Annotated in this window: 11 protein-coding genes; 6 read left to right on the forward strand and 5 right to left on the reverse strand. The window is 72.6% G+C overall.

All coding sequences use genetic code 11. The features are described 5' to 3' along the window. Positions 1 to 15 precede the first annotated feature (15 nt). Positions 16 to 357 carry a hypothetical protein gene (locus tag AC060K_RS18635; protein WP_483766844.1) on the forward strand — a complete coding sequence of 114 codons (342 nt, stop codon included), beginning with the start codon at positions 16 to 18 and terminating at the stop codon, positions 355 to 357. A gap of 23 nt (positions 358 to 380) precedes the next feature. Here AC060K_RS18635 and AC060K_RS18640 read toward each other — a convergent pair whose 3' ends face one another. The 3 genes from AC060K_RS18640 to AC060K_RS18650 all read right to left on the reverse strand — a co-directional run bounded on the left by AC060K_RS18640 (position 381) and on the right by AC060K_RS18650 (position 4,389). Further along, positions 381 to 965, reverse strand: coding sequence for a hypothetical protein (locus tag AC060K_RS18640; protein WP_483766845.1), 585 nt, complete (start codon positions 963 to 965; stop codon positions 381 to 383). 150 nt (positions 966 to 1,115) lie between these two features. Continuing rightward, a complete protein-coding gene (locus tag AC060K_RS18645; protein WP_483766846.1) occupies positions 1,116 to 3,572 on the reverse strand; it encodes a NucA/NucB deoxyribonuclease domain-containing protein in 2,457 nt (818 codons plus the stop codon). A gap of 67 nt (positions 3,573 to 3,639) precedes the next feature. Next, positions 3,640 to 4,389 carry a class I SAM-dependent methyltransferase gene (locus AC060K_RS18650; protein WP_483766847.1) on the reverse strand — a complete coding sequence of 250 codons (750 nt, stop codon included), beginning with the start codon at positions 4,387 to 4,389 and terminating at the stop codon, positions 3,640 to 3,642. Between the two features lie 102 nt (positions 4,390 to 4,491). Between AC060K_RS18650 and AC060K_RS18655 the strand changes: the two genes are divergently transcribed. Together AC060K_RS18655 and AC060K_RS18660 are read left to right on the forward strand one after the other, a co-directional pair. Next, positions 4,492 to 4,926, forward strand: a complete 435-nt coding sequence (locus tag AC060K_RS18655) for a PadR family transcriptional regulator (RefSeq protein WP_483766848.1) — start codon at positions 4,492 to 4,494, stop codon at positions 4,924 to 4,926. Then, positions 4,923 to 5,888, forward strand: a complete 966-nt coding sequence (locus AC060K_RS18660; RefSeq protein WP_483766849.1) for a permease prefix domain 1-containing protein — start codon at positions 4,923 to 4,925, stop codon at positions 5,886 to 5,888. The genes AC060K_RS18655 and AC060K_RS18660 overlap by 4 nt, the downstream gene beginning before the upstream one ends. Positions 5,889 to 5,919: 31 nt before the next feature. Here the strand turns inward: AC060K_RS18660 and AC060K_RS18665 are convergent, their stop codons facing one another. After that, on the reverse strand, positions 5,920 to 6,294 hold the full coding sequence (locus tag AC060K_RS18665; protein WP_483766850.1) for a hypothetical protein: 375 nt from the start codon (positions 6,292 to 6,294) through the stop codon (positions 5,920 to 5,922). A 153-nt stretch (positions 6,295 to 6,447) separates the two neighbouring features. Here AC060K_RS18665 and AC060K_RS18670 point away from each other — a divergent pair, with 153 nt between their 5' ends. Together AC060K_RS18670 and AC060K_RS18675 are read left to right on the forward strand one after the other, a co-directional pair. Then, positions 6,448 to 7,725 carry an endonuclease/exonuclease/phosphatase family protein gene (locus AC060K_RS18670; RefSeq protein WP_483766851.1) on the forward strand — a complete coding sequence of 426 codons (1,278 nt, stop codon included), beginning with the start codon at positions 6,448 to 6,450 and terminating at the stop codon, positions 7,723 to 7,725. A gap of 471 nt (positions 7,726 to 8,196) precedes the next feature. Beyond that, entirely contained in the window at positions 8,197 to 11,811 is a 3,615-nt protein-coding gene (locus tag AC060K_RS18675) for a glycoside hydrolase family 30 protein (RefSeq protein ID WP_483766852.1), read from the forward strand. 161 nt (positions 11,812 to 11,972) lie between these two features. Here the strand turns inward: AC060K_RS18675 and AC060K_RS18680 are convergent, their stop codons facing one another. After that, a complete protein-coding gene (locus tag AC060K_RS18680; RefSeq protein WP_483766853.1) occupies positions 11,973 to 12,380 on the reverse strand; it encodes a VOC family protein in 408 nt (135 codons plus the stop codon). Positions 12,381 to 12,485: 105 nt separating this feature from the next. Here AC060K_RS18680 and AC060K_RS18685 point away from each other — a divergent pair, with 105 nt between their 5' ends. Next, a complete protein-coding gene (locus tag AC060K_RS18685) occupies positions 12,486 to 13,427 on the forward strand; it encodes a helix-turn-helix transcriptional regulator (RefSeq protein ID WP_483766854.1) in 942 nt (313 codons plus the stop codon). Positions 13,428 to 13,431 lie beyond the last annotated feature (4 nt).

The following is a 13,431-nucleotide window of genomic DNA, read 5'->3' on the forward strand; positions in this document are numbered from 1 at the left end:
CGCCACAATCCCCGCATGGAGACTGTGACGCTGTGGCGGCCGACAGGGCCGCAGGAGCTGGCGCTCGTCGAGGAGTCCGGTTGGCGCACCTGGCCACCGCGGCTCCCGGACCAGCCGATCTTCTACCCGGTGCTGAACGAGGACTACGCGACGCGCATCGCGCGTGACTGGAACGTCAAGGCCAGCGGCGTCGGCTACGTGACCCGGTTCGAGGTGGCGAAGGGCTTCCTCGACCGGTACGAGGTCCAGCAGGCCGGCGGTCAGACGATCCTCGAGTACTGGATCCCCGCGGAGGACCTCGACGAGCTCAACCAGAACATCGTCGGGCAGATCGAGGTGGTCGCGGAGTACCGCTGATCGGTGCCGCAATCCGCAGCGATCTACGCCTGATCCCCGCCGACCGACCGCGCGACCTCCTCGATCGCCGCCGTCACCTGTTCCAGGACCGCCAGCGACTGACGCCACCCGCCCTCGATCTCCAGGCTGTGGTCCGCACCCTGGATCTCCAGCACCTGCGCCGCGGACGTGGCGGCCACGGCACCGTCCCAGAGCTGGTCCGCCGTGCCGCCGACCAGCAGGTCGGCCGCCCCGAGGTCGATCACCGCGGCCCGGACCTCGTCCGCGGAGGGGCCGGTCAGCACGGGCGTCAGCCACACCCCGGGCACCCCGAGCCGGGCCGCCGCCGGCAGCGCGAGCGTGCCGAGCGACTTGGCCACGACCAGGTGGCGCGCGCCCGGGAGGGCCGACCCTCCGCCGTCGGACACCGCGATGTTGTAGACGGAGCGGGCCGTGGCCGTGTCGGGGCGCTCCAGCCAGTCGAGGGCCCGAACGGTCCAGCCCTGGTTCGCCAGCGCGACGCGCGCGTAGTGCAGGAGCGGTCCTGCCGTGGTGTACCCAGACCCGGGCAGCAGGGTCGCGACCCGGGCAGGGTCACCTTCGGTGGTGTGCCATTGCCACGTCGCCATACGTCCAGGGTGGCACCGCCGCCCGGCAGTGGCCAGGCCACCCGCAGTGGCCAGGCCACCCGCAGTGGCCAGGCCACCCGCAGTGGCCAGGCCACCCGCAGTGGCCAGGCCGCCCGAAGCAGCCAGGCAGTCCGGTGAGCGCCACCACCTTCAGCTCGCCACGTGGATCGAACCGTTCATGATCTGCTCGAGCTCCGCACGGTCGAGGTCGTAGTCGGCACCCGGTGCCGTGTCGTGAGTGATCGTGGCGGCCGGGTACGCGCCCGCGCCAAGAGGCCACACCGTCACACGCAGCCGGTCCGGATCGTTCGCGTCGCCATAGACGACGAAGCCGTAGCCGGACTCGTCGTCGACCGTCCCCACCCCCTTGACCGCCACCAGGTCCGCGGGCGTGACGACGAGCCACTCCAACGCGGTGGACTCGAGGTCGAGCAGTCCCGGCACCCGGTACCGGACCTTGCCGAGGCTCGGCACCGGGCCCTCGTCGTGCGGGTGGTACTTGGGGTTGAGCTGGAAGTGCGCACGGGCGCCTCCGTCGTCGTACAAGCCTCCGCCGGTGGCGAACCCGGCGTCAGGGTCGTAGACCACCACCATGACCTCGACCGCCCCCGACCCGGTGTCGTCGTCCAGCGCCGCAGTCTCGATCGTGTACATCCCGGGGTGCTCGAAGACGTGCGTGGCGCGGCACGCCAGATCCGTGGGTACGTAGCTCGACGTGGTGCCGTCGTCCCAGTCGGTGACACAGGTGTGGGTGTCGTTGGCGCCCGGTTCCGCGAACCGGGCGACCAGGTTCACCTCCGTACCCGCCCGGAACGCCTGCCAGGGCTGCGGCTGCACCACGCCAGGGGTGTCGATCGGCTCGTCCGTCGCGACGGCAGCGGCCGCGACCGGCGTGCCGGGCACAGCCGTCGGTACGAGCGGGGGCCCGAAGTCCGGCGCCACGTTCGCGAGCGTCAGCGTGGCGCTGTCACTCACCGCACTCACCCCGTCGCTGGCCGTCAACGTCACGGTGAACGTCCCGTCATCCGTGCAGGACACGGAGGGCTCGAGGCTCACAGTGGTGCTGAAGGAGCACGTCGCGCCGGGGTCGACGCCGGGGCCGGGCGTGGCCCGCCACGAGAGCTGCAGGCTCGCGTCCTCGGGGTCGCTCGCCGAACCGCCGAGCTGCACGGGCGAGCCCTCGTCGCCGGCCACGTCAGGTCCCGCGTCGACGGTGGGCGGAAGGTTCACCGGCGGCACGACGACGGCGTCGTCGCCCTCACCGGGACCGACCGGCTCGCAGTTCCCCGGGATCTCGACCAGCGGATCGTCGGTGATGTCGACGAAGAACGGGTCCACCTTGTGGAGGTCGCCGACCTGGTCGCGGTACGCCCTGAGGATCCGGTCGATCCGGTAGTAGTGCTGCAGGGCGCGGCCGGCACACTCGTTGTCGTCCTTCGAGACGCCCTGCAGGGAGTAGTCCCAGTCTCGGTGCGACAGCCCTTCCGCCACCGACGCGAAGGGGTACTCGTCGCACTGCTGTCCGGCGACCGGGTCGTAGACGTGCAAGGGAAGCTCGGAGCACTCGGCCTTTCGCCTCTTGACGTTCTCGGAGTACGAGGGGTCCGGCGCCACCTCACCCGTCCGGATCCGGTTCAGCGCGAACTCCTCGTCCCGGTCGCTGGGCGAGTACTCGCCGGGGATGACCTTTTCGTGGCCCTCTCGCGGGTACGTCTGGTAGGGCGCGCCGTCCCGCTCGCAGTACGGCTCCGCCTGAGCGCACCGGATGTGCTCTGCCACCTCGTTCATCCGTGGGTCGTTCACCGAGTAGGTGATCCGTGGGGTGACGTCGTCGAGGACGCAGGCCCCCGTACGGTTGGTCCCGAAATAGGTGGCTGAGTCGCAGCGGATCGTGTGCGGCTCGGCGGAGCTGCCCGGGTAGATGTCGCCGTAGTGGTAGTTGAACTCGTCCAGCACCGAGCCGGAGAAGTGCCACTTGTCGGTGGACACCAGGTCGGGGCCGTTCCCCGACGCCGGGTCGGAGGTGATGTCGAACCGGGTCCACTCCCCCAACCAGTCCTCGATCTTCTTGCTGGTGGGCGCGCTGGTGTCGCACGAGGCCACGCACGCCACCCCCTGCGTGAGGACGGACGTCGGGCGCAGGTACCCCTTCCGTACAGGGTCGAAGGTGGCCTCGTCACCGCGGAAGAACACCGTCACACCCCGGTGCCCGTCGTCCCTGCCGTAGGCCACGGCCGAGAACTTCATCGTCATCTGCGTAGGAGGCTTGCCCGGGAACGGGACGCCGACGCTCACGCGCTCGGCGTGCAGCTCCCAGCGCTGGCACCAGAGGAAGCGGTTGTACACCCGGCCTGCCTTGCTGTGGGCTTCCTCGCTGGCGAGGCACGTGTCGACGTCCTCGCCACCCGGCTCGGCCGGGGGCTGCCGCGGCGACTCGGCCAGGGCGTCCACAGGCGGGTCGACGTCGGCCGAGATCTCCACGGGCGGGTCGGCCTCGGCCGGCGCGGCGCCGGGGCCCCAGGACGACGCCGCGAGCAGCGGCACTCCGACGGCGAGCACGAGGAGCGCGCTGACAACTCGCCGATACCTTCGATCCGTTCGAGTCATGGCCGCATCGTGGACCACGATCACGTCGGCCCGCCCGCCTTTCGGCCGTGGCCGAACCCCTCCAGCCTCAGACCCGGCCCACCACGTACCGGAAGTGGTTGCGCAGCAGGTACCCGCCGGCAGAAGTCCGGAATCCGGCGCTCGCCGCGAGGACGGTCGCGCTGAGCCCCGCGACGACGTCGTCGTCCTCGCCGAGCAGCACACCGCGGACGAGGGCGTCGTCGTCGGGCGCACGCCACGGGACCTCGACCAGGCCCGAGGCGACCACCTCCAGTCCCCCGTCGACGAACAGCTCCTCGAGCCCGCCGGGCTCGCGGAGGTCGCCGTCGGGCAAGGGCTCCTCGTCGCGAGCCAGCGCGACGGCCCTCTCGACGACGTCGAGATCGTTCAGGCGTCCCTCCGCCCAGTTCGCCACGGCGACGTGACCACCCGGCACGACGACGCGGACCACCTCGGCGAGGGCGTCGTCGACGTCGTCCGAGAACTGCAGGGCGTTGACCGACACCGCGAGGTCGAACGAGCCACCGGGCCACGGCAGGCGCTCCGCGACTCCCTGCCGCACGTCAGCGGCGGGGACGCGCGCACGCGCGAGCGACACCATGCCGGGCGCGGGATCGATACCGGCGGCGGCCATGCCGAGCCGGTCCAGGTACGCCAGGAGGTCGCCGCTCCCGCAGCCGACGTCGAGGACGCGGGCGCCCGCGCCGATCCCGCTCGCGTCCACCACGGCAGACCAGGCCGGCTCGGCGAGCGCGCCCCAGAGCCGCGCCCACTCCGCGGCGACGTCGGACCAGCGGTCCGGTTCAGCACCGTCCATGACGTCCCCCTCGTTCGCCCACCACCGCAGTATGCAGGCGGAACGCGCGATACAACCATGTGCCTCTTGTCATAGTGTGTGAGACACACTATGGTGTGAGTCATGAACGCCTCACCGAGCGACGAGGTCACAGCCGGTCACCTGCAGGAGCTGCGCCGCGGAACCGTGGTGCTCGCCTGCCTGGTGCGGCTTCGCCGCCCCGACTACGGCTACGCGCTCCTCGAGTCCCTCGAGGACCTCGGCGTCTCCACGGACGCCAACACGCTCTACCCCTTGCTCCGCCGCCTCGAGAAGCAGGGGCTGCTCGTCAGCGAGTGGAACACCGACGAGGCACGACCGCGCAAGTTCTACCGGACCAGCGCCGCGGGCGACGCCGTCGCGCAGGTCCTCGTCGAGGACTGGAACCGCCTCGACGGAGCGATCCGCGGTATCGCGCAGCCCCGCCGGCCGGGCACCACGGACGCCCCCGGCACCCCGACCACCGACATCCCGACCACCGACATCCCGACCACCGACACCGGAGGAGAGACCCCATGACCAGCCTCACCGACCGCTACCTCTGGGCCGCGGCCCGCACCGTGCCCCTGCAGCAGCGGGAGGAGCTCCGGCGCGAGCTCGCCGAGCGCATCGGGGACGACGTCGACGCACGGGTCGAGGCCGGTGCCGCCCCCGCCGACGCGGAGCGCGAGGCCCTCACCGCCCTCGGCGAACCGGGCGCGGTCGCGGCCACGTACCTCGACCGGCCGATGCACCTGGTCGGCCCTCGCTACTACTTCGCCTGGCAGCGTCTGCTCAAGGTCCTGCTGGCGTCGGTGCTCCCGGCGGTAGCCATCGTGCTCCCGCTCGTGCAGGCTCTGGCCGGCGAGCCCTTCGGGGCGATCCTCGGCGCCACGGTCGCCACCGTCATCAGCGTGGCGATCCACATCGCGTTCTGGACCACCCTGGTCTTCTTCCTCGTCGAACGGAGCGCCGGCGGCGAAGGCGTGGCGGAGTGGACGCCGGACCTCCTGCCGACCGGGGCCGAGAAGGAGTCGTCGCTCCGCGTCGACACCATCGCCAGCGCGGTGCTCGTGGCCGTGACAGGGCTCGCGATCGTGCTCCACGAGCGGTTCCTCCCGTACCGGGACGCCGCCGGTGACGTGATCCCCTTCTTCGACCCGACCTCGTGGACCACCTTGCGGTGGTTCCTCCTGGCCGTGCTCGCGGTGGAGCTCGTCGTCCTCGGGCTGCTGCTCGCACGCGGCCGCTGGACGTGGGGGTTCGCCGGCGCCTACTCCCTCCTGAACGTCGCGTTCGTGGCGCCGTTCGTCCTGCTGCTCCTCGAGGGCCGGCTGTTCAACCAGTCGTTCCTCGACCACGCGGGCTGGGACGGGCTCACCCCGCTCGTCGGCCCCGGCGGTGTCGTCGCCCTGTGCCTCGCCGTCCTGATGATCGTGGGCGGTGCCGTCGCGGTCGTCGACTCGGTGCTCAGGGCCTACCGAGCCGACCGCACGGCATGACCTCCGCCGCGACCTCCGCCTGGAGCCCGCCCTACTCGACGGGCTCCAGGCGGAGGACGGCCACGCCGTCGGTCAGGGACACCAGGGTGCACGAGAGCTCGAGATCAGCCTCCTCGAACTCCAGCATCATGCTGTTGTCCACCGCGATGCTGAAGTCGCCGCCCTCGTGCTTCACGAAGACCCGCTCGGGCCCCACACCCTCGACCACGAGCTCGTCGACACCGAACGCGGGGTCCAGCGGGATCGTGGTGGGCGCCTCGACGGCCACCTCGCAGTCGCCGTCGTAGCAGCCGTCGATCTCAGCCGCGCCGGCCACCTCGGGCGGCTCAGCCCTGCCCCCGGTGCACCCGGCCAGCACAGCGGCTCCGGCCAGGACGAGGACGAGCGGTGCGACGGTGCAGCGCATGTTTCCCTCCCGGGTCTGCGGGGCTCCGGCGGACGAGCCGTCGCTCCCGACCTTACCCGTACGGCACGTGAGTTCACCGTGTGTTCACCCGCCGGAGCGCCCGCGGTCCTACCGTGGCCGGGCAGCACAGTCCGCCCCGACGAAGGAGCAGCAATGCCCGTCCCGAACCCCTCGCGCCTCGCCGGCGCGCTGATCGCCGCCGCCCTGGTGAGCACCGGTGGTGTCGCTCACGCGGCCACGACCGAGGCCGCCCCGGTGCACCCGGGCGCCGAGGCCGCCGTCGGCCAGCACCGCCCCACGCCCCAGGAGCTGCGCGTCGCGACCTACAACCTGTCGCTGAACCGCGCGGTGGAGGGCGAGCTCGTCGCCGACCTGTCGACGCCCGACGACGTCCAGGCCGCCACGGTCGCCGAGGTGATCCAGCACGCCGACCCCGACGTGGTGCTGCTCAACGAGTTCGACTACTCGGGCGACGCCGACCCGTACGCGGCCGCCGACCTGTTCCGCGAGAACTACCTCGAGGTGCCGCAGGGCACGGCCGAGGCGGTCGAGTACCCGTACGCGTTCGTGGCGCCGTCGAACACCGGCATCCCGAGCGGCTTCGACCTCAACAACAACGGAGTGGTCGGCGGCGGGGACGACGCGCTCGGCTTCGGCGTCTTCCCGGGGCAGTACGGGATGCTCGTGCTGTCGAAGTACCCGATCCAGCAGGAGCGGGTGCGGACCTTCCAGAACTTCCTCTGGAAGGACATGCCGGGCGCCCTCCTCCCCGACGACCCGGCCACGCCCGAGCCCGCCGACTGGTACACGGCGGAGGAGCTGGCCGTGCTGCCGCTCTCGTCGAAGTCGCACTGGGACGTCCCGGTCCGCGTGGGCCGGGAGACGGTGCACGTGCTCGCCGCGCACCCGACCCCGCCCACGTTCGACGGGGCCGAGGACCGCAACGGGCTCCGCAACCATGACGAGATCCGGTTCTGGGCCGACTACGTGACGCCGGGCAAGGGCCGCTACGTGTACGACGACGACGGCCGCCGCGGCGGCCTCAAGGCGGGCGAGTCGTTCGTGATCGTGGGCGACTACAACGCCGACCCGCTGGACGGCGACTCGGTGGACGCGGCGATCGACCAGCTCCTCGACCACCGCCGCATCGTGGACCCCTCGCCGACCTCGGCCGGCGCGTCCGAGGCCTCCGCTCTGCAGGGCGGCGCGAACCTCACGCACGAGGGCGACCCGGCACTGGACACCGCGGACTTCGCCGACACCGCCCCGGGCAACCTCCGGGCGGACTACGTGCTCCTGTCACGCGACCTGCGCCCGGTGGGCGCGGGCGTCTTCTGGCCGACGGCGGCCGACCCGCTCTCCCGGCTGACCGGCGTCTACCCGTTCCCGAGCAGCGACCACCGGCTGGTCTGGGCCGACGTGCGGCTGTAAGCCTGGCGCGCGTGACCGGGGCAGGCGCGCGGCTCCTGCTCGCTCCGGCCCCGGTATCGCGCGGTGATCGGCAGTTCGGTGGGGGGGGGGGCCGTGTAACGGGCGCGCCCCCCACCAACAAACGCGAGAGCCGGGGGCGGGGCGGGGCGGGGGGGGGGGGGGGGGGCCGGGCCCCCCCCCCCGCCCCCCCCCCCACCGAACTACCGATCGAGCGGGGCCGGCGCCGGGGCCGCAGCGCCAGGGCTGGGCCAGCGCCAGCGCAGGGCCGCAGCGCCAGGGCCGGGCCGGCGCCGGCGCCAGCCGCCGCCCCTCCCAACTGATCACTATCGATCACATTATTGACGTTTCAAGACACCGCGCCGTACGTTCAGGCCCAGAGAGCACCTCCGGGCCGCCTTGATCCGGTCATAAGTGATCACTATCGATCACCGCTCTCTCCGTACGACCAGTCAAAGACGACGGAGAGTTCCCATGCCACGTACACACCGCCTCGCGGCCGCTGGCGCCGCCACGGCCGCGGTCCTCACCCTCGCGGCCGGCGGCCTCATGGCGCCGGCGAGCGCCGCGCCCGCCCCGGCCGCCGCCTCCGCCCCGGCCTCCACCACCGCCTCCACCACCTCCACCACCGCCACGACGACCACCCCCACCCCCCTCCCCGAGCTCCGCCTCGACGACCCGTCGATCACCTGGCGCGAGCTCGTGGTCGACGGCGACGACGTCGAGCGCCGCGCGGACGGCACTCCCTACAACACCTTCGGCGGCTTCGGGTCCGTCTCGTGCAACAACACGTCGAACCTCCTCCTCGACTACAAGGAGGAGAACCCGGACGCCTACTGGGCGATCATGCGCATGCTGTTCGACACCGAGACCGGCGCCGGCCTCAAGCACATCAAGGTGGAGCTGGGCGCCGACAGCAACAGCTCGTCGGGTGCGGAGCCGGCCACGAAGCGGAGCGCCGACGAGCCGGCGAACGTGCTGCGCGGGGCCGGGTTCCACTTCATCTCGGACGCGCTGTCGATCAACCCCGACATCGAGATCGAGGCGCTGCGCTGGGGCGAGCCGTCGTGGACGGGGAACGACCCGGTCAAGCGGTACCAGTGGTACAAGGAGACGATCGACGCCGCGTACGACACGTTCGGCGTCGAGTTCGACTGGATGAGCCCGTCGCAGAACGAGGTGCGCGGAGCCACCTACCAGGCGTCCGAGCTGGCCTGGACGGTCCAGTTCGCGCAGTGGCTGGAGCGTGACGCCGTCGCGCCCGGAGCCCGCTACGACTACTCGACGATCAAGATCGTCGCCCTGGACTCGTACCGGGAGGGCGACGCGATCGCGGGCCGCATCCTCGCGGACCCGGCCGCGCTCGAGCAGGTGGACGCCCTCGGCTACCACTACGACATCGTCGGCGGCCCGAACGTCACGCGGCTCAACAAGGAGTTCGGCAAGGAGATCCTGTACTCCGAGGGCGTGGCGCCGATGATCGACCCGCAGTACCGGGTCGCGGCCGACCCGGCCCGCGGCGGCATCGGTGGCACCGTGGGCGCCGCCGACATCGCCGACCGGTTCATCAACGCCTACCGCTGGAGCGGCGCGGGCAGCGACCCGGCGCACATGACGACGTTCCTGTTCCAGCCCGCGGTCAGCGCCATGTACGAGGGCACGCAGTACTCCCCCAAGCACCTGGTGCGCGCGTCCGACCCGTGGTCGGGGTACTGGGAGGGCGACGTGGGCCTGGTCGCCGTGCGGCACTTCCACCAGTTCGTCGAGGACGGCTGGGAGTACGTCGAGGGCGCCACGGGCGGTGACGGCACCAAGGGCGACGGCGGCACCAACGTGGACACCTCCACGCGCACCGTCCTGACGGCGCGCACGCCCGCGAGCGCCGACGGCGATCCGCAGTGGTCGCAGGTGCACGCGAACAACACGCGCACGGACCGGTACTTCGAGGTGAAGGTGGCCGACCTGGGCGCCGCCGACCGTCCGCTCTACGCGTGGGAGACGCGCGGCCCGGGCGCCGGGGAGGCGTACGACGCGAACTACTTCCAGAAGACGGGCTTCTACGCGCCGGTCCGCACGGAGACGGTGGGCGGCGTGGAGCACACGGTGTACCGCGTGAAGGTCCCGGCGTACTCGATCGTCACGCTGTCGACGCTGGAGGACGGCGTGCACGGCACGACGGCGGAGTACGTGCCAGGAGACTTCGCGCCCGACGCCGAGGACACGATCCTCGAGCTGCCGTACCGGGACAACTTCGAGTACGACGACTACCCGGTGACCACCGTCAACGGGCGGGAGCTCACGTACCTGGAGCGGCGGGGCGGCACCCCGCGGTACACGGCCGACCAGGACGGCGCGTTCGAGGTGGTCGGGTCGGACGACGCGGCGCACCGCCACGTGCTGCAGCAGCAGATCCACGGCCAGAACCGTGGCTTCACCTGGAACGTGTGGGGCAACGGCCGGCAGGACGTGCTCCAGACGGCGGCGCCGTCGACGGTGCTGGGTGACCACCGCTGGACGGACTACACGGCGACGGTGGACTTCCAGCTCGACCCGGTGGACCGCGACGCGAGCCTGGAGAACTTCGCCGGGCTGGGCGTGCGCCAGACGTACGCGCGGGGCGGCGACCAGGCCACCTATGCGGTCCGCGTGCACGAGGACGGCCGGTGGCAGCTCCGCAGGCTCGACGTCGTGGTCGCGTCGGGCACGGTGGCCGGGTTCGACGGCGCCGCGTGGCACACGCTGGCGGTCGAGGCTCGCGAGAACGTCATCACGGCGACGCTCGACGGGACGCGGCTCGTGCAGCACGTCGACCCGTCGGCCGATCCGGTGCTGGCGGGGCGGATCGCCCTGGTGAGCGGCTTCTACAACACCCGGTACGACAACCTCGCCGTCACCCCGGTCAAGGGCTACGCGTGGTCGTCGGAGAAGATCGACGACTCCGACCCGCGCCTGTCCTACCCGGACGGGTTCACGTTCGCGCAGGCGGGCTTCGCGCACTTCAACCGGACCCAGCACGTGCTGCGGGCCGGGCAGTCGGTGAAGATCGACTTCACCGGCACAGGGCTGAACCTGTTCGGGGCCACCGGCGCCGCGACCCTCGAGGTGCGGATCGACGGCGGCGCGCCCCGGACCGAGCAGGTGGGCACCACGGGCACCCGACAGACGTCGTACTGGCTGCGCGGCCTGCAGCAGCGTGCGCACAGCGTGACCGTGCGGGTGGTCAGCGGGACGTACACGCTCGACGGCGTCGACGCGCTGACGGGCGGCGCCAAGGTGCGGCAGGCCGACCCGGCCGAGCGTCCGGTCACCGTGGTGGAGGCGCCGGCCCGGGCGGCGACCGCCGTCGGGCAGGCTCCTGACCTGCCCCGGACCGTCCGGGCCGTGTCGGCCACCGGGGCGACGATCGACGCCGAGGTCTCGTGGTTCGTGCCCGAGGGCGCGTTCGGTACCCCGTACTCCCTCGTCCGTGTCGACGGGACGTTCGTGAAGGACCCGTCGCTGCGGGTCTCCGTGCACGTGGAGGTGGTGCCCGCCGGGCTCCGCTACTTCGTCGACGCGAACGCCCCGGCCGCGCCGAACGCCGTCGCGTACCCGGCGGTGAGCGCCTGGGCGTCCGCCCAGGGCCGCGCGCTGCTCAACGGCGAGGCGGACGCCGCGTGGTCGGCGGAGCGGGGCTGGGGCCGCGCGGCGTCGTACAGCGCCAAGGGGCTGCTCAACCTGAACCCCTACGACAAGCTGCGCGAGACCGGCTGGTACACGTCCGGGACGGGAACGCCGCTCCAGTACCGGCTCACGCTGCCCGCCGGCACGTACACCGTGTCGTCCGGGCACACCGAGTGGTGGAACCCGGGCTCAGGGCGGTCGCGGCGCATGGCCACGGCGGTCTCCTGGACCGCGACCGACGGTTCCGTCACCACGGTGCCCGTGGGCTCCGTGGCCTTCCCGAACGGGAGCAGCGGGCAGTCCGCCGTGGTCTCGGGGACGTTCACGCTGCCCGAGGCGGCCGTGGTCACCTACATGGTGGCGAGCAACGGCGGCACGGAGTCGCCCGCCCTGAGCTGGCTCGCGGTGGCGGACGCGCAGGGCTGACCCGCGCGTCCCGCGGCCCGGACCCGGCCTGCCCGGCCCCGGCCCGGCCCGTGTGATCGGCAGTTCGGTGCGTGATAGGCAGTTCGAACTGCCGATCACGCACCGAACTGCCGATCACGTCGCCGTCCTCGCGGCCTCCGGCCGAGGCCGCCCGCGCACCCTCAGTCCGTGCCCGCGCCCCGGCGCTCCAGCACCTCCAGGTAGTGCGGGTTCGTCATGACCCCCAGCAGGTTGCCGAACGGGTCGGCGAGCGTCGCGGTGACGAAGCCGTGCCCGCGGTCGCGCACGTCCTCGACGATCGTGGCGCCGAGCTCGCGCAGCTGCCGGACGGTCGCCTCCAGGTCGTCGACGTGCCAGTAGACCACCTGCCCCTGCGGGCCGCCCAGGCCGGCCGGGGCGTGCCGCCGGTCGATGATCCCCAGCTCGTGCTGGTAGTCGCCGACCCGGAACTCGTAGTACGCGTCCGGCACCTCGAAGTAGGGCTCCACGCCCAGCAGCTCGGTGTACCAGGCCTTGGCCGCCGACAGGTCGTCGGCGAAGATCGAGACGGTCGTCAGTCCGCGCAGCATGGTGGTCTCCCTCGGTTCGTCCGCCCGGCCGGTTGCCGGGCGATGACTCCACCCTCTCGCTCAAAGTGCTCATCTTCTGAGCACTTTCCCTGACAGACTTTCGTCATGCGCGCCGACCGGCTCATCGCCACCCTCCTGCTGATGCAGTCCCGCGGCCGGGTCACCGCGGCGGAGCTGGCCGCCGACCTGGAGGTCTCGGTGGCGACCGCCCGCCGCGACCTCGAGGCCCTCGCCGCCGCGGGCGTGCCCGTGTACCCGCAGGCCGGACGCGGCGGCGGGTGGTCGCTGGTGGGCGGCGCACGTACCGACCTCTCCGGCCTCACGTCGGCGGAGGCGCGGGCGCTCTTCCTCCTCGCCGGGCGGTCGGGCACGCCGGCGGTCCGGTCCGCGCTCCGCAAGCTCGTCCGCGCCCTCCCCGGTCCGTTCCGGGCCGACGCCGAGGCCGCGGCGGACGCCGTCGTCGTCGACCCGGCCGCGTGGGGGGCGGAGGGCCGTGAGCAGCGGCCGCCCCACGCCGACGCCCTGGAGGACGCGGTGGTGCGGCGACGTCGGGTCCGGCTGACCTACGTCGGCCGGACCGGCGACGAGACCCGCCGGCTCGTGGACCCCTGGGGGCTCGCCGACAAGGGCGGGGTCTGGTACCTCGTGGCCGGGACGGAGGGCGGACGGCGGACCTTCCGTGTGGACCGGGTCGTCGCGGCGGAGGTCACCGACGAGCCGGCCCACCGCCCGGACGACCTCGACCTGGAGGAGGTCTGGCGGGAGGTGGTCGCCCGGACGGAGGAGCGCCGGGCCGTGGTCAGCGCGACCGTCCTCGCGGGCGAGGACGTGCTCCACGTGCTGCGCCGCCAGTTCGGGCAGCACTGCCGGGTCGAGGGGCCGGCCGACGACGGGCGCGTGCGGGTGCGGGTCGCGGCGCACCTCCACCGGTCGATCGCCGAGCGGCTGGCCGGCTGGGGCGACACCGTCGAGGTGGTCGAGCCGGCCGAGGTGCGCGCCGAGCTGGCGCTGCTCGGCGCGGAGCTGGTGGCGCGGTACGGCAGGTGAAGGC

The sequence above is a fragment of the Antribacter sp. NEAU-D49 genome, assembly GCF_057158775.1.

Excerpts from the sequence above, each read along its gene's own strand:
- AC060K_RS18635 (WP_483766844.1), top strand. The coding sequence starts at position 16 with ATGGAGACTGTGACGCTGTGGCGGCCGACAGGGCCGCAGGAGCTGGCG.
- AC060K_RS18640 (WP_483766845.1), bottom strand. The coding sequence starts at position 965 with ATGGCGACGTGGCAATGGCACACCACCGAAGGTGACCCTGCCCGGGTC.
- AC060K_RS18645 (WP_483766846.1), bottom strand. The coding sequence starts at position 3,572 with ATGACTCGAACGGATCGAAGGTATCGGCGAGTTGTCAGCGCGCTCCTC.
- AC060K_RS18650 (WP_483766847.1), bottom strand. The coding sequence starts at position 4,389 with ATGGACGGTGCTGAACCGGACCGCTGGTCCGACGTCGCCGCGGAGTGG.
- AC060K_RS18655 (WP_483766848.1), top strand. The coding sequence starts at position 4,492 with ATGAACGCCTCACCGAGCGACGAGGTCACAGCCGGTCACCTGCAGGAG.
- AC060K_RS18660 (WP_483766849.1), top strand. The coding sequence starts at position 4,923 with ATGACCAGCCTCACCGACCGCTACCTCTGGGCCGCGGCCCGCACCGTG.
- AC060K_RS18665 (WP_483766850.1), bottom strand. The coding sequence starts at position 6,294 with ATGCGCTGCACCGTCGCACCGCTCGTCCTCGTCCTGGCCGGAGCCGCT.
- AC060K_RS18670 (WP_483766851.1), top strand. The coding sequence starts at position 6,448 with ATGCCCGTCCCGAACCCCTCGCGCCTCGCCGGCGCGCTGATCGCCGCC.
- AC060K_RS18675 (WP_483766852.1), top strand. The coding sequence starts at position 8,197 with ATGCCACGTACACACCGCCTCGCGGCCGCTGGCGCCGCCACGGCCGCG.
- AC060K_RS18680 (WP_483766853.1), bottom strand. The coding sequence starts at position 12,380 with ATGCTGCGCGGACTGACGACCGTCTCGATCTTCGCCGACGACCTGTCG.
- AC060K_RS18685 (WP_483766854.1), top strand. The coding sequence starts at position 12,486 with ATGCGCGCCGACCGGCTCATCGCCACCCTCCTGCTGATGCAGTCCCGC.